General features: G+C 44.3%; 20 protein-coding genes. 11 read left to right on the forward strand and 9 right to left on the reverse strand.

Features of this window, described 5'->3' with window-relative positions; translation table 11 throughout:
* Positions 1–8: 8 nt before the first annotated feature.
* The 3 genes from RXV91_RS13220 to RXV91_RS13230 are packed head-to-tail and all read left to right on the forward strand — an operon-like array spanning position 9 to position 2,054.
* Positions 9–380 carry a GntR family transcriptional regulator gene (locus tag RXV91_RS13220; RefSeq protein ID WP_316440247.1) on the forward strand — a complete coding sequence of 124 codons (372 nt, stop codon included), beginning with the start codon at positions 9–11 and terminating at the stop codon, positions 378–380.
* The gene (locus RXV91_RS13225) at positions 377–1,255 is read left to right on the forward strand and encodes an ABC transporter ATP-binding protein (protein ID WP_316440249.1); all 879 of its coding nucleotides are present in this window, start codon (positions 377–379) and stop codon (positions 1,253–1,255) included. Before RXV91_RS13220 ends, RXV91_RS13225 begins: the two co-directional genes overlap by 4 nt.
* Positions 1,245–2,054, forward strand: a complete 810-nt coding sequence (locus RXV91_RS13230) for an ABC transporter permease (RefSeq protein ID WP_316440250.1) — start codon at positions 1,245–1,247, stop codon at positions 2,052–2,054. The genes RXV91_RS13225 and RXV91_RS13230 overlap by 11 nt, the downstream gene beginning before the upstream one ends.
* A 129-nt stretch (positions 2,055–2,183) precedes the next feature.
* Here RXV91_RS13230 and RXV91_RS13235 read toward each other — a convergent pair whose 3' ends face one another.
* Positions 2,184–2,654: a universal stress protein gene (locus RXV91_RS13235; protein ID WP_003644733.1), complete on the reverse strand. Its 471-nt coding sequence runs from the start codon at positions 2,652–2,654 to the stop codon at positions 2,184–2,186.
* 213 nt (positions 2,655–2,867) lie between these two features.
* On the opposite strand from RXV91_RS13235, the gene RXV91_RS13240 reads away from it, so the two are divergent.
* On the forward strand, positions 2,868–3,104 hold the full coding sequence (locus RXV91_RS13240) for a sodium:proton antiporter (protein WP_316440251.1): 237 nt from the start codon (positions 2,868–2,870) through the stop codon (positions 3,102–3,104).
* Positions 3,105–3,181: 77 nt separating this feature from the next.
* Entirely contained in the window at positions 3,182–3,598 is a 417-nt protein-coding gene (locus RXV91_RS13245; RefSeq protein WP_316440252.1) for a GtrA family protein, read from the forward strand.
* A gap of 123 nt (positions 3,599–3,721) precedes the next feature.
* Here the strand turns inward: RXV91_RS13245 and RXV91_RS13250 are convergent, their stop codons facing one another.
* Positions 3,722–4,195, reverse strand: a complete 474-nt coding sequence (locus tag RXV91_RS13250) for a hypothetical protein (protein ID WP_316440253.1) — start codon at positions 4,193–4,195, stop codon at positions 3,722–3,724.
* A gap of 176 nt (positions 4,196–4,371) precedes the next feature.
* On the opposite strand from RXV91_RS13250, the gene RXV91_RS13255 reads away from it, so the two are divergent.
* Both RXV91_RS13255 and RXV91_RS13260 read left to right on the forward strand, forming a co-directional pair.
* Positions 4,372–4,698 (forward strand): hypothetical protein, encoded by a 327-nt coding sequence (locus tag RXV91_RS13255; protein WP_316440254.1) that lies wholly within the window; start codon positions 4,372–4,374, stop codon positions 4,696–4,698.
* Between the two features lie 150 nt (positions 4,699–4,848).
* Entirely contained in the window at positions 4,849–5,031 is a 183-nt protein-coding gene (locus tag RXV91_RS13260) for a hypothetical protein (protein WP_316440255.1), read from the forward strand.
* Positions 5,032–5,067: 36 nt separating this feature from the next.
* Here RXV91_RS13260 and RXV91_RS13265 read toward each other — a convergent pair whose 3' ends face one another.
* From RXV91_RS13265 to RXV91_RS13275, 3 genes are all read right to left on the reverse strand, one after another.
* The gene (locus tag RXV91_RS13265; protein WP_316440256.1) at positions 5,068–6,264 is read right to left on the reverse strand and encodes a MalY/PatB family protein; all 1,197 of its coding nucleotides are present in this window, start codon (positions 6,262–6,264) and stop codon (positions 5,068–5,070) included.
* Between the two features lie 327 nt (positions 6,265–6,591).
* On the reverse strand, positions 6,592–7,092 hold the full coding sequence (locus tag RXV91_RS13270) for a phosphohydrolase (RefSeq protein WP_316440257.1): 501 nt from the start codon (positions 7,090–7,092) through the stop codon (positions 6,592–6,594).
* Positions 7,093–7,302: 210 nt separating this feature from the next.
* Positions 7,303–7,941: an LVIS_2131 family protein gene (locus RXV91_RS13275; protein WP_316440258.1), complete on the reverse strand. Its 639-nt coding sequence runs from the start codon at positions 7,939–7,941 to the stop codon at positions 7,303–7,305.
* A gap of 192 nt (positions 7,942–8,133) precedes the next feature.
* On the opposite strand from RXV91_RS13275, the gene RXV91_RS13280 reads away from it, so the two are divergent.
* Positions 8,134–8,451 carry a hypothetical protein gene (locus RXV91_RS13280; protein WP_316440259.1) on the forward strand — a complete coding sequence of 106 codons (318 nt, stop codon included), beginning with the start codon at positions 8,134–8,136 and terminating at the stop codon, positions 8,449–8,451.
* Between the two features lie 345 nt (positions 8,452–8,796).
* Here RXV91_RS13280 and RXV91_RS13285 read toward each other — a convergent pair whose 3' ends face one another.
* On the reverse strand, positions 8,797–10,521 hold the full coding sequence (locus RXV91_RS13285) for a glycoside hydrolase family 13 protein (protein WP_316440260.1): 1,725 nt from the start codon (positions 10,519–10,521) through the stop codon (positions 8,797–8,799).
* A gap of 143 nt (positions 10,522–10,664) precedes the next feature.
* Between RXV91_RS13285 and thrC the strand changes: the two genes are divergently transcribed.
* The 3 genes from thrC to RXV91_RS13300 all read left to right on the forward strand — a co-directional run bounded on the left by thrC (position 10,665) and on the right by RXV91_RS13300 (position 13,677).
* A complete protein-coding gene (gene thrC / locus RXV91_RS13290) occupies positions 10,665–12,158 on the forward strand; it encodes a threonine synthase (RefSeq protein WP_316440261.1) in 1,494 nt (497 codons plus the stop codon).
* A 14-nt stretch (positions 12,159–12,172) separates the two neighbouring features.
* Positions 12,173–12,970, forward strand: coding sequence for a Cof-type HAD-IIB family hydrolase (locus tag RXV91_RS13295; RefSeq protein ID WP_316440289.1), 798 nt, complete (start codon positions 12,173–12,175; stop codon positions 12,968–12,970).
* A gap of 71 nt (positions 12,971–13,041) precedes the next feature.
* Positions 13,042–13,677 (forward strand): pentapeptide repeat-containing protein, encoded by a 636-nt coding sequence (locus tag RXV91_RS13300; RefSeq protein WP_015825830.1) that lies wholly within the window; start codon positions 13,042–13,044, stop codon positions 13,675–13,677.
* Between the two features lie 178 nt (positions 13,678–13,855).
* Here the strand turns inward: RXV91_RS13300 and RXV91_RS13305 are convergent, their stop codons facing one another.
* From RXV91_RS13305 to RXV91_RS13315, 3 genes are read right to left on the reverse strand one after another with little or no spacing between them, the layout of a single operon-like run.
* The gene (locus tag RXV91_RS13305) at positions 13,856–14,458 is read right to left on the reverse strand and encodes a sugar O-acetyltransferase (protein WP_316440262.1); all 603 of its coding nucleotides are present in this window, start codon (positions 14,456–14,458) and stop codon (positions 13,856–13,858) included.
* Positions 14,459–14,473: 15 nt separating this feature from the next.
* The gene (locus RXV91_RS13310; RefSeq protein ID WP_054397809.1) at positions 14,474–15,040 is read right to left on the reverse strand and encodes an NUDIX hydrolase; all 567 of its coding nucleotides are present in this window, start codon (positions 15,038–15,040) and stop codon (positions 14,474–14,476) included.
* A 15-nt stretch (positions 15,041–15,055) separates the two neighbouring features.
* Positions 15,056–15,424 (reverse strand): HIT family protein, encoded by a 369-nt coding sequence (locus RXV91_RS13315; protein WP_316440263.1) that lies wholly within the window; start codon positions 15,422–15,424, stop codon positions 15,056–15,058.
* Positions 15,425–15,432 lie beyond the last annotated feature (8 nt).

The raw sequence follows: 15,432 nt of genomic DNA on the forward strand, positions 1-15,432 counted from the left end.
TGAATAAAATGCAGTTCAACTTTAATAGCACGGAACCAATCTACTTGCAGGTTGCCGACCAAATTGAAGAAGCTATCTTTACGGAAACCTTCGCTGAAGGTGAGCAAATTCCTTCGACAACCGAGATTTCTAAAGAATTCCATATTAATCCTGCAACCGTGCTTAAGGGCATGAACATCTTAGTGGATGCCCAATTGATTGAAAAACGGCGCGGGGTCGGAATGTTTGTCATCACGGGGGCCCAACAACGGATCGTTGAAAAGCGCCGGGATCAGTTCTACACCGACTACGTTAAAAAACTAGTCGCTGAAGCACAAAAGCTCCACATTACGCAAGATGAATTAGCTAAATTAATTGAACGGGGGTTTTCCGAATCATGAGTATTCAAGTTCAGGCTGTCCAGCAAGCCTTTCGCGGTCAAACCGTCCTGGATAATCTTAACCTAACGATCAAACCAAACACGATTTACGGTTTGTTAGGCCGCAATGGTGCTGGTAAAAGTACCTTGCTGAACATTATCAGCAATCGTATCTTTGCTGACAGCGGAACGGTCACCATGGACAACGAATCCATGTGTGATAACGACCGCACGTTAGGAAAGGTTTACTTGATGAGTGAAGTCAACCTCTATTCTGAGCGTTCGCGGGTCAAACAGTTATTCAAGACCACGGCCCTATTATACGGCGATTTCAATACCGCTTACGCTGACAGGCTGGCCCATACCTTCGGACTCGACTTAAATGCACGCTTTGGCAAATTATCGACCGGTTACCGAACGATTTTCAAACTGATTATTGCGTTATGTGTGCCAGCTGAATACATCTTCTTAGATGAACCAGTCCTAGGATTGGACGCTAATCACCGCGAAATTTTCTATCAAGAATTGATTGAAACGTATAGTGACCACCCCCGTACATTTGTGATTTCGACCCATTTAATCGAAGAAATCACAAACTTGATTGAGCACGTCTTCATACTGGATAATCATCATATTATTGTTGATGGCGATGTCACTAATATTTTAAGTCAGTCTTACGCGGTGACCGGCCCACAAATCGATGTTAGCACTTATACGGACGGCTTAAACATTATTGGTAAGGATCATCTTGGCGGTATCACAGCCCACTATGTCTACGGGCCATTAAATGACGATCGACCAATTCCTGACACGGTCAAAGTCGAGCATTTAGATCTGCAAAAACTATTTGTTAACCTGACTAATACGAAGGAGGAGGCCGCCGCACATGTCAATTAAAGTTCGTAATACCACCCGTTATTTATTAACGGAACAATTGAAAATGGTTGGGTGGTCAATACTCACTTTGTTCGTCGCATTCGGGGTACTACCGCTACTATTCGCGCTTATTACAGGTAATATTCGGCAATATTCCCCGCTCGCTAACTTTGCTGACCTAAGTCTTGGAGCTCTATTCTTCATGTTTATTTTCATTGTTGGAGCGCTCACCTATGATAATTTTAAACTCTTTATTCAAAATGGGCTTTCACGACAAACCTATTTTCAGGCTCGGGTGCTCGCATTACTCACGTTGAGTGGTTTGTTTGTCATCATCAACGCTATTTATTACTATGGTGTTCATGCTCCATATTTACAGTGGAGCACCAACACCGCATTGATGAAATCAGGCTATGCACTGTATGCTTATGCCCTCGGTAGCCAAGTCTGGCTAAACATTTTAGCTAGTTTGCTCTTTAATTGGATTTTCTACATCGGGGTTGGCCTTACCGGCATGGCTTGTGGCACACTACTCGCCTTGTTCGGTAAATGGGCCAAAACAATTTTAATAATAAGTATCCCCATCATTGGCATGCTTATTATTTGGATAATGGCCCTCATTATGGCTCGTAATCAATCGACCTATAATTACACGGGGCTTGAGAACTTTTTGAAATTTATTATTGGTTATCCCGGCCACGAGGAAGCTAAAACTGGTTACTTTAACCCAACCATGCCATTCATCACGATGCTGGTAGGTTGCGGTATCATCGGTGGTCTCGCCTACTTGTTCAACCGTAAGTTAAGAATCAGAAATTAAGCCTGTCACAAACTACCCGGCAATATCAAAAATGAAGCAGGTAGCGAAGTCAACCACTTCGCTACCTGCTTCATTTTTCAATTACTAGTACAAGCATCGTATCACTTGATAACTAACTTGCTACTACCGCTACTTTTCAACTTGCGTATTTTGTAAATCCGTCTTAACTACGATCACGTCAGTCAACGCATTACGCTGCACATACGTTGTAACCGACCCTTCCAGCACTCGTTCAACGGCATTTAACCCGGTGGCCCCCATCATGATCAAATCATTATGATGATCCTTGACGAAGTCCTGTGAAATAATGGGCTTGGGACTGCCCATTCGAATGTGGAAGGCAATGTCCGTAAAGCCATCCTTTTTGACTTGATCAACTGTTTCTTTCAAATAAGCTTCAGAGTCCTGAACTAATTGATACGTAATGTCACCATCCGCCAAGCCCGCTAAGTTATACCCAAACTGACCAGGATCAATAACTGCTAACACATCGATATGCGCCTCGTTACGCTTGGCAACAGCAACCGCCTTATCAAGTGCAATCTCAGCTTGTTGTGAGCCATCTAGGGGAACTAAAATATTCGAATATTCTTGTACCATTGACGTCACGCCCTTTCCATCTATTAACTTTATTTTACCATTTATCAGCGTTGGTTGCGTTATCATTTATAGAAACTCGCTAACTCAGCCTAATACATTTAGGAATAGCTCGTCCATCATCACCATAGAATTTACATAACATTTACAACAACAACATGTGATATTTACAGTTGACCTTTACAATTGAAATCAATCTACTGGGGGGTGAGTTGTATGCTTTCTTTAGGCATTCGACCGGGGCTAATTGCCTGTCATACAATCGTCATCAACGAAGGCCTTTCATATCAAGTGCGGCTAAGCAAATTATACTTGGAGCACAATTCCTTCCGACTCATTATCATTGCAACCACGACACTGGGACGTCTGACCGTCATGCACACTTGCTATCACGATTTGGTTACGGCCCGCAATGCGTTTAGTCACCAGCTTCACCAACTTGAACCGCGCTAAAATTACCCAACACACAGCTATCTTAATATGATAGGATAGTAGCTAGTAATAATCAGCTAAAGTGAGGGTAATAATCTGTGGGACAATTTATCAAGCAACTCTGGCAACGCTATCAAAGCGTCCTATCTTATTTAATCTTTGGGGGCTTAACCACCCTGGTCAATATTATTGTTTTTGGCATTTTTAATCATTTTTGGCCATACTGGCTAGCTAATACAATTGCTTGGTTCATTTCAGTGCTATTTGCCTACATCACAAATAAACTTTGGGTTTTTGATTCCAAGACGCCGACCTTTCGCACCATTTTAATTGAAATGACTTCATTCTTTGGCTTTCGTTTATTAAGCTTCTTCATTGATGAAGGTATCATGATTATTGGGGTCTCGTTACTTCATGGCAACGACCTTATCGTCAAATTAATTGACCAGATTATTGTGGTTTTACTGAATTGGTTCTTTAGTAAATTATTTATTTTTAAAGATCGCGACCATTAAATCTCACCAAATCAAGCATCCAAATAAGCGCTTTAGGAATTCTTTGAATTTCTAAAGCGCTTATTTCAATCATAACAATCTCCCACTAGTATTTCTCCTGACACTTAAATCTACTACCTAATTTCACCCAAATTGACGTTGCACCATAGGTAGCGTTGCTAACTTCATGACCACATCATCAATATTAACACCGTCCCAATTATAGAAAATATATTGGCGACCACAGCGCATCTTAATCACCAAATGGCGTGCTGACGACGCATAGCCATTGCGGACTTCGGCCTGATCCGTCGTCAATGCATAGTATTGAATCTCATCCGTATTTAAGACTAACTCCCCAATCCAAACCACCACCTGTTGACTGACATCAGTCGGTGGTCGAACGGATAAACAAGTCCCATCATGACGCTGATATCGTAACTGTACCGCAACTAAACCGGCCGCGGTTAACTGGGGACTAAAATAAAACTCCGCGCCAATATGCAACGCACTTACCGGCAAAACTGCGGTTAGTTGAAACTTAAAGTGTCGTCCATGAAAATCAGTTAAGATTCCCTGATCGTAATCCGGTTGCATCGATGTAATATGTCCAATCATGATGATCCACTCCTTTCACTTAGTTATTGATAATGTATCACGCTTCACAAACATATTTGCGATTAAAACTCATCGCCAGCTGCTTTTAACGTTTTTTATTAAAATAGTAATTAAATTATCCTTACTCATGCTAATATTTGAGTTAACAAACTTTATTTATCGGAGGCTTATTTTTGATGACATTCACTAACCAAGAAACTGATTATCTTATGAACCTATTAACCAACCAATTAATGGCCCTATTAAGCCGTGTGAACCGGTGGCAGACTCACAGCCTGAGCCAACATCAATATGACCAACAAGTTCACGAGACGCTCCAACCCGAATTAACTATGCTAACAGCAATCAGTGCTAAGCTTCAGCCACAAGCCAGTAATACAATTCAGCTGGGGGCCTTTCAAACTGGTTTGAAGAAACTTCAAGTTGCCACCACCTATCAGCTCACGGCCGAACAACTCGCACACGCTAATGAACGGCGACTAAATCGTCGGTACCACGATTAAGCTACTCAACATGACCGTATTTGGCACAGTATTCAAAACTAGTTGGTAATCCTTAACAGAAAATTCAAATTTCAATCATGAGTTAGCTATTTTTTCTCGGTACAATGGTTTTATTAAATAACACAACCACTTGACTGGAGGAGGGCTTCCATGTTCTTAATTGTTTACTGTACGTTCGCTATTGCGGTCTTTTTCTGGATATTCGGTTACGTTAAAACCGCCGTCATCATTGGTGTACTGGCACTGGGGCTGATTGCTTACTCCTTCATTCGCCGAGAGATCGTTCGGCGACGTTCACTCAAGCAGCGCACGATCACCAATAAAAGTCGTTAAAAAATTCCAACACGTTGGTGTCGGAATTTTTTGATCTTATTTTTGAATCTGTTCTAAGCATGTGACGATACGCTTGGCTGCTTCACGGACATTTTTCGGATCAGTCGCTAAGTTTAATCGTACGAAGCCCTGAGCATCCGGACTAAACCACTCACCAAAGTCAACTGCGAGCTGGCATCGATCTTGAATAAATGCTTTCATTTCAGCTGGCTGAACGTACGCACGTAAATCTAGCCACGTCAAATACGTCCCCTGCAAATCGGCTAAAACCAACTTAGGCGCGTGGGCGGCAAAGGTGGTGCATAAATAATGATAATTATCACGGACGATTGCCAAAATCTGGTCTAACCAGGCCGCGCCCGATTCATAAGCCGTTTGGCCGGCAACTTGGCCTAAGACGCTGATCTCAGTCTGGCTGAAGCGCCCGATTTGTGCATCATAGCGTTGTCGTAATTTTGGATTAGGAATTACTAGCTGTGAGTTCAAAAGCGCCGCAAGATTAAACGTCTTAGACGGTGCATTGACGACAATCACCCGGTCACTAAACCGCCCATTGGCTACCGTTAATGCTGATTTGAACGGATGATTGGTCCGATCAATTTCTAAATCCTGATGAATTTCATCTGAAATAACGAGCACATGGTACTGTTCGCATAATGCTAATAATCGCGTTTCCTCCGCTTCGGTCCACACCCGACCAACTGGATTATGTGGCGAGCATTGAATGAATAACCTCACTTGGTTCGTCTTGATTTGTCGCTCAACATCCGCAAAGTCAATGGTGTAGTGCCCATGATCATTGCACAATTCCGACGTGACCAATTGCCGATGATTATCCCGGACCGCGTTAAAAAATGGATAATACACTGGGGTCAAGATTAGCACGCCATCGCCTGGTTGCGTTAAAATATTCACTAGTGCGTATAATGAATTAACGACCCCACTACCAAAACGGATCCAATCGCGCTTCAAGGCTAATCCGTGGCGCGTCTGCTCCCAATCAATAAAAGCACGGTAATATCGCTCTGGGGTAATCGAATAGCCGTACACACCTTGGGCGACTCGCTCCTGCAACGCTTGGGTTACTTGTTCTGGGACTTTAAATTCCATGTCGGCGACCCACATTGCCAATAAATCAGGATTACCATAGCGAGCTTGTAATGCATCCCATTTCAATGAATCCGTATGTCGGCGCGTTGTTGCGTACTTTTTAATAAATGCTGCTTGTTCCATCTTAAAGGCCCTCTTTCTCAACAAAAAAACTTCGTCCTTAACTTACTAAGGACGAAGTTTATACTCCGCGGTGCCACCTATTATTACAGCCTTGCTGTCGCTCACGCAACACGATCGTTACGTTTAACCTGCTTATCGGCGGTCAATCCGGGCTAGCAGCGTCAACCGTTAACCAACTCCGAGTTCATCTTCACAATAAGCTAATGGTCAAATTTCACCACTATTTTGACTCGCTAGACATCAACTCATCATTACTCTTCTCATCAACATTTAATTTTCACGTTGTATCTAAGTTACATCGTGACCATCAAATTGTCAACAACATCTTTAAAATGGCACTTGCTCGCGAACCTGATAACCATCAATCCGCTGTTCCGCAGTTGGAAACGCGCCAGTTTGTAGGAAACGCTTGGCTTGCATCACGCTTGGCGAACTATTCGCCCAATTCAAATGATCCAAGGGAATCCGTGCGGCACCTGCCGATACAGCTTCAGTATAGTGTGGCCGGTCACGCAATAAATGTCCGCCCACTGGTTCTAATAAATAATAAATATTAATCAACGTTGTTGGTAACTCTAATGCTGCTAAGGCTGGAATCGTGAGCTGGACGGTACCTAGTTGCTTAGAAATAACAGTCTGCAGTCCTGTTTGAAGTTGTGCGATCTGACTAACGGACTCACTCAACGTGGCCCGCGTCGTCACTGGTGTCGTCACTAAATCATAACGATTCTTAAACGGTCCTATTAAACATTTATTAAGGACCATGGCGGTTGAATCGCCAATGATACCACAAACAAATAGTGGACTACTTGTTGGTTCGTTAATCATCAATTTTTCCTTCTCTCAGTCATACGATTAAGCAGATAAATTAATTAGCCTATAAAAATATAACAATTACATTCTACCGTATAATTATGATAAGGTTCCTAAAAAAAGCATACTAATATAAATATTTAACAACTTTTAATAATTCTATGAAAAAAATCGAATCTTGGCTACTAAAACGCACAAGGTTCGATTAATTTAGTTTGTTTATGATTAGTTAGATTGAACATCCGTGGTATTAATAAACGATTGCGCTGGTACCCGGATCAGCCAGCGAGTCATCGCTTGATGACCAACATGAACACCCAAGCCATTCCAAAATGATGGCTGATAAGTAGCCGTTAGCTTAACCGCGTATGCTTTTTCATGGGCACGATCCTGCTTAACTAATTGCTTTTGTGACCATGGAATACCAGCATCCGCAACTTTAACTTGTGACAAATTCGTAACTACTGTCGCTTTGTTACTAGAAACAGTGTACTTGGCGCCATTGACCCAATAGTTATAAATATGCACTGGTTTTTGCGTCGTTCCCCGATCAACCGCAACATAGTAAGAACCATTGGTGCCAACACGTAAAACTAAGGGTTCTACTTGATAACTCACCTTAACGTCTTTAGTATCTGACAGATCAACTTGATGGTTAAAAGTCACATAACCCATGCCAACCAACAATCCGAGACTGACGATTAATTCAATGGTGGTAATAATAAGATTTCCCCACTCAAACGTATGCTTACGCTCCACGATCATCTTGATGCGTCGTACGCGAATATGATGAAATACCCACACGACTAACGCCAAAACAATGATCCACGCAATGATCCCAATCCAATTCCATGCAGAAGTCATTGATTGCCAATCCTTTCTCAATTACATTATTATGTTCTAATTGTAAATAATCCGCCCCCAAATAACAAGTAATCCAACAAATTCACCGGCATCATTCAGAGACAGATTGTGAAAATAATCACTGAAATGGTGCCAATGTAATCGAATTCATGGTAAAATAAAGTTATTAACTTGTAGAAAGAAGGAGTACACATGATCGCGTCATTGATTTATTGGGTCGTCGTTGTTGGCTTGATTGTTTGGGGTGTTTGGATGGCTATCCTTTCCGCATATTGGGCCGGCCAAAAACAAAACGGCAACATTTTCTTTATTGCAATTATGAATACATTAGGTGCCTTAGCCGGTCTCTTAGTATGGTGGGTCTTCAACAACCAAGATTGGCAATACTATTGGCTATCCAGCACCGTTAAGACAACCAATCTCTTAGGCATCGTCCTAATCTGCTACGTTGTCCTGATTGTGATTGAATTCATCCAAGGTCGGGGCACCAAGCCTGAAACAGCCAAATAATTATTATTTTAAACGCCCAGTAACTTGCTAGGCGTTTTTTCGTTGTCAAATACAACGACATTGTTACCCACCCCTAGAGATTAGAATGAGACGTGTATTACTGACTAAAAAGAATCCAATTAGCGCCACATATTTTATATCATGGCTTAAAATAACTTGTACATCGTATCAACCGCAAAAAAAATGACTCTCAAAAGCATTGAGAATCATTTTTATAAGATTTTTTCGATTACTGACATCGATAGCTGTTGAGCCACGTTAGTCTTAAGAAAATTAGGTTAGGCGACACAGTAACTAAATAACTAGAATAATCTCTGCCAGTCAACTTGTAACAATAATTTATTACTAAGCCACAGTCAATTCAAAACCACCCGGTGCCAGTTCATCAGTTGTGACGCCAGCTGTTAAAATCGGCGCTGCGACATTCACTGTTGGGACCGTCTGTGTGCCTAAGTTAAAACGGCCCTGAATCATCTGCTCAGTATCCGTTCGCGTTAGGACCAAGCAGTGACCATTAATCGTCCATGTCAATTGACTAGTCGCTAAGAAATCCGCCTGTTGCCGTCGAAACTTGATTAAACTAGTGACAAATTGTCGAATTTGTTGTTCCTGCTTGTCTGGTTGCCAATTCATGCAACGCCGGTTGTCGGGATCGGCGCCACCGGCCATTGCTACTTCCGTCCCATAATAGATACACGGACTTCCCGGCAACAGCATCAATAAAGCTAGTGCAGACTGAAATTTGGTTAGATTACCATGCAACGTTGTCAGTAACCGCGGAGTATCATGTGTATCCAAAGCATTGAACATTGCTTGTTGGTTAGGTTGCCGATACATCATTAACTCAAGATTCGTTTTACTGACATAGTCTTCAAGGCTAAGCTCACCATTAAATACCGCCATAATCGGCTGTGTCAGCGGATAATTCATGACAGCGTTAAATTGACCGTTACCGACCAACGACTGACTACTATGCCAAGCCTCACCTAACAAGTAGATGTCCGGCTTAATTGCGCGCAAGGCACCACACAGTTGTCGCCAGAAACCATGGTCAATTTCATCAGCAACGTCAAAACGCCAAGCGTCAATACCAAATTGTTCGATCCAATATTTAGTCACGTCAAGCAAGTAAGCTTGCACTGCTGGGTTTTGTGTGTTGATTTTTGGCATTGCTGCACCAGTCGCAAAGGTTTCATAGTTGAGTTGCTTCGTCTTCGGATCACGCCCCACTGGCCAGCCATGAATATGAAACCAATCAGCAAAGCGTGACTGTTGACCATGCTTAATGACATCTTGCCACTGTGGTGACTGCTCACCGAAATGATTAAAGACGGCGTCTAACATCACGCGCATACCGCGCGCATGGGCGCCATCGACTAGCGCCTGAAAATCGGCTTTCGTACCAAAGTGGGGATCGATTTCAAAGTGATCGATTGTGTCATACTTATGATTAGATGGTGACGTGAAAATGGGACACAAGTACAAGCCATTGACCCCCAGAGCAGCCAAATCATCTAAATGTGCCGTAATTCCGGGCAAATCCCCACCATAAAATGAATCGCGGTGAACGGTTCCAGCTCCCCACGGTTGAACATTGGCCGGGTCATTTTGCCGCACACCATTTGCAAACCGTTCAGGAAAGATCTGGTACCAAACCGTCTCCTTGACCCATGCCGGTGGCAGCTCCGCATCACTGAGGTGCATATATGGCATGTGAAAATAGTTGCCCACCGTTTGCCAATTAGTGGCGACGTCGTCAAAGAAGCCACCCTCACCATAGCCAACCGTCTCACCAGTCGTATCCGTGATTAGAAAGGCGTAGACCACCCGGTTAGTCGGTACGGTCAGCGTCGTTTGCCAGTACTGGTTGCCCTGCGTCGCTAATCCGGGCTGCATTACCCGCCGCCCTAGCGTTGTTGTTCCTTCTTGCCATAAGTAAGAATCGGCAAACAAAATCTCCACTTGGGCAACATCATCACGCGCAGTTTGTAGTCGCACCTGTAGTTGATGTGCGGCTAAGACGGCTGTATCTTCACTTTCAGGACGGTGCCTAATTCCAGCTAGTTGCATTGTAAGATCTCCTTTTATGTAAACGATTACATTATTAACTAGACCATTTACGTCAATTATCCTCATGATTTTGGTGAAAACGTCCCCGTTCGCCTCGATTTTAGTGTATCATTTAGTCAAAATCAGTTGAAAGGACGTTATCCATGAAAACACTTTATCGCAGTACCCGCGAAACTGCAAGTCACACCATGACGTCATCACAAGCCGTCCTTCAAGGCCTGACGCCGGATGGTGGTCTCTTTGTGCCCGTAACGCTACCGACCGCTAATTTTGACTTCGACCAGCTCGCCACGATGAGCTACCAAGAAGTTGCTTACGAGGTCCTTAAACTCTTCTTCACGGATTATACCGCTGATGAATTACACGCCTGCATTGACGCGGCTTATGGTGATCAGTTTGATGACCCCCAAATTGCGCCGGTCACTAAGCATGGTCAGCAGTATTACCTTGAACTTTTTCATGGACCGACCATTGCATTCAAAGACTTGGCCCTTCAAATCCTACCGCATTTGATGACAACGGCAGTTAAAAAGAACCATTTACAAGCCGAAGTCGTTATTTTAGCGGCCACCTCGGGCGATACTGGTAAAGCTGCCATGGCCGGATTTGCTGATGTTGATCAGACTCGCATCATCGTCTTCTATCCAAAAGATGGTGTCAGCGCAATCCAAGAACAGCAGATGGTGACCCAAACCGGAGCCAATACTAGTGTTGTTGCGATCAATGGTAACTTCGATGAGGCCCAAACAACGGTTAAAAAACTGTTAAACGACCACCAACTACACGCGGAATTAGCCGCCCACCAGTTCCAATTCTCAAGCGCTAATTCCATCAATATTGGTCGTTTATTCCCACAAGTGGCCTATTATGTCTACACCTACGCTCAACTCATCAAGCAGGGGCAAATCAAGAACGGTGATGAGATTAACTTTAGTGTTCCAACTGGGAACTTTGGGGATATTTTAGCTGGCTACTATGCCAAACAACTGGGCACGCCCATTCATAAACTGATCTGTGCTTCCAATCGCAATAACGTTCTCACCGATTTCTTTAATACCGGGACTTATGACAAAAACCGTGAATTCTTCTTGACGAGTTCACCGTCCATGGACATCTTAGTCTCAAGTAACTTGGAACGGCTCCTCTTCTACTTGACAGGATCAGATGCCACGGCGACTGCTAAACTAATGACTGATTTGCAAACGACCGGCCGTTATACGATTACACCGGCAATGCGTGCCAACTTAGCTGATTTTTGGGCCGGCTTCGTGACTGAAAGCCAAGATCAAGCTGAAATTCATCACCTGAATCATGCCCATCACTACACAATCGATCCACATACGGCCGTGGCCTCGGCGGTTGCCAAACAGTATCAAGCCGCAACCAGAGATCAGCGGCCCATGGTGGTTGTTTCAACCGCTAGTCCGTATAAATTCCCACAGGCCGTCCTAACGGCAATTACTGGTGAGATTAGTGCGGTAGATGGCCTAGCCGCAGTTGATCAGTTACATGAGTTGATTCAAACGCCCATTCCAGCAACGGTCACAGCCCTCCGTACTGCGCCCGTGCGCCATAAGCGGGTTGCGGATGTTGATGATATGGGAACGACCATTAAAACAATTTTAAATCTTAACTAGAAAGTGTGACCAAGATGATTACGACCATTGCGTTAGATCTAGATAATACGTTATTAACTTCTGAGAAGACGATTTCGCCGCGAACTGAAACAGTTCTCAAACAGCTGCATTCGGCCGGCAAACGGATCGTACTGTGTACTGGGCGACCAATTAAGGCGATTCAACCATACTTACAACAACTTGAACTCAACCAACCAACTGACTACGCGATTACCTTTAATGGTGGGCTCGTTCAGCAAAACACGACTGGTGACGTCCTTGCTCGTACTAGTGTAACCAAACAAGATTTACAACCCTTATTTGAGCAAGCCCAGCGCGATCATTTCTACTTAGACGTGATTGATTTGAAGCAAGTCTACTCCATTACGGATCTAGGCAAGTCACCGTACGAAGAATTCTTGCAAGGCTTAATGCCATTTAAGAATGTTCGTTTTGCCGACCTGCCTGCTGATGATCTATTCGGTAAAGTCGTTAGTGCTGGTCAAGATGCTAAAACGGTCCAGGCCAAATTACCAAGTCAAATTACCGATTTCTTCCACGTGGTCCCATCCCGGCGGACTTTGTTGGAATTCTTACCACCGCATACTGATAAGGCCAGTGGTTTGCAACAACTGCTCGGTCACTTTAATGAAGACTATGACAACTTGATGGCCTTCGGTGACGAAGAAAACGACCTAGGAATGCTAACCGTCGCCAAAGTTGGCGTAGCGATGGCGAATGCGATTCCTGCGGTCAAGGCTGCAACCACCCATGCCACGCTGAGTAATGACGAGGACGGGGTCGCCGTTTTCCTAGAAAATTACTTCAACTGATCCCCAACTGAAGCCTGTAACGGGCTTCTTTTTTAGCACAACCACTCAAAATCAAACTAACGAGGTGTCCCATGCAAGATCCCCGCATTATCCCAGCAGAATTAACGACTGGCGCTTTTTTCGATATTTTAGCAGATGAGGACCACAGCTTAAGTTATATTCAGGTTAGTGAAGAAGACATGAGTCACCAGCACATCGATCACCCCATGCTGGATCACGTGCACTTCGAAAATGTCCGGTTTACGGCCAGTCAATTTGAACGGCTTGACTTGACCGATGCTGTCTTTATCAATTGTGACTTTTCTAATTGCCAGTTTGAAAAAGCCAGCTGGCTACGCGTTCAATTCAAAGATTGTAAGCTCGTCGGTGTCGACTTGAACGAGGCTGCCCTCAATAACGTCGCCTTTGACCACTGTCAGCTCGACTTAGCCATGCTGTGCGACATGCGGTTCAAAACCGTGACCTTTGATCACTGTCGGCTGAATGGGGCCAGCTTTATGAACAATCGACTAACGACCGTCAAGTTTAACGAAACCAACCTTGACCAAGTCGCTTTCAACGATACCGCCCTCAAAAATATTGACCTAAGTACCTGTCAATTCGAGCGTCTCGAACTTGATACTGCCGCAGCACGCGGTATGATCGTCAATATTGATCAGGCTGCTTATTTGGCCGCTGCTTTAAACGGCATCAAAGTTAAACCTTGATACCGGTGGAACAGCCACCGTATGAGTGACCAACTCACAATGCCAAGGACGATTAAGCTGCTGGCTGGTAAATCTTCTAATAACACTGCACGTATCTGTCAGAATACTTTTATGCGCTGAACACAAAAATACCACCTTCGTCAGGTAACAACCTGTGAAGGTGGTATTTTGTCGTTCATCATGACAATTCGAATTGCGCCCCGGTGTAACCAGTGCGGTCGGCCGCCGTGATTGGTCGAATAACTTGGCAAGGGTTGCCAGCCGCAATCACGTTAGCTGGAATATCGTGGGTTACCACGCTCCCACCACCAATAATCGTGTTAGCACCAATGGTCACTCCTGGTAATACGGTGACGTTAGCGGCTAGCCAACAACCATCACCAATTGTGATTGGTCGGGCGATGCAACCGCCCCTAATTCGTTCGGTTGCATCAAACAAGTGGTTGCTCGTGTAAAGGCCGACTTTTGGCCCCAACAAGACCTGACTGCCGATCGTAATTGGCGCCCCATCTAACATTACACAATCATAGTTGGCATAAAAGTTATCACCTAGATGAATGTTCCGTCCAAATTCAACGCGAAAATTAGGATTTACAAATGGCCTGCGACCAGCTGAACCAACCAATTGTCGCAATAAAGTTTCTTTAGTCTCTGGATCAGCAGTCGCATTGACCGCGTTCGTTGTCAACGTCGCTTGGTCACGCAACGCCGTTAGTTCTGCATCCGTATCTCGATACGGCTGACCAGTCGCCATATACGCAAACTTCTCATCTAAATTCATTCTGCACCCCCACTTCTATCGAATAAAATTCAAGTACCATGTTATTGCGCAGATTCCTTGTGCTGAACGAATCTGACCATTCTTTAATAGGTCAATCACTTTACTGAGCGGGACAAGTTGCGTATTCACGTATTCGTCCGCGTCAAAATGCCGTTCGCCATGTTCTTGCGGATCAATGTGAGTCAAAATCAAGCTGACCGTTTCGTCCGTGAAACCTTCCGACGAGCTAATTTGCGTCATAATTTGTGGTTCATGGGCAATGTAGCCCGTCTCCTCTTGTAATTCACGGGCCGCGGCCGTTAACGGATCTTCCCCCGCATTAATGAGGCCAGCAGGTAAACTAATCGTCTCGGCATTGCGACCGACCCGGTACTCTGAACCTAGCACGACTTGGTCATCCGCGGTGATGGCTAAAATCGTGACGGCGTTCCCATGCTGAATCAAATCGCGTTTTACTTCTAATCCATCAGGTGTTTCAATCGTTTGTTTGACCAAATCAAAAATCGGCCCATGGTACACCGGTGTCGTTGATAGGACCTTACCGGGCCGGCCAACTTTCTCAAATAAATCTGCCATACACATTCACTACTCCTTAATCTATCTCAAATCCGGTACACCATCCGGCAGCATCTTACGAATGCCACCCGCGGGGTCTGGCACGTCACCTTGATATCGCGGTATCAGATGGAGATGACAATGCATTACGGTTTGGCCCGCAGCCGGGTCAACGTTAATGCCAATATTATAGCCATCCGGATGATTGTGCGCATCTAGGTACACTTTTGCTTGGGTCAGTAAGGCGAGCATCGCATTCCTGGTCGCCGTGGGCACATCAAAATACGTGGCATAATGTGCTTTCGGAATAATCAACAAATGCCCCGGACTCACCGGCTGTTTATCGAAGAAGGCCGCTGCTAGGTCATTCTGCAAAATATACGGCAACGGCTGACAAAAAATACAAGCCATACCAAAGT

The sequence above is a fragment of the Lactiplantibacillus sp. DA1 genome, assembly GCF_032681335.1.
Classification (GTDB): Bacteria; Bacillota; Bacilli; order Lactobacillales; family Lactobacillaceae; genus Lactiplantibacillus.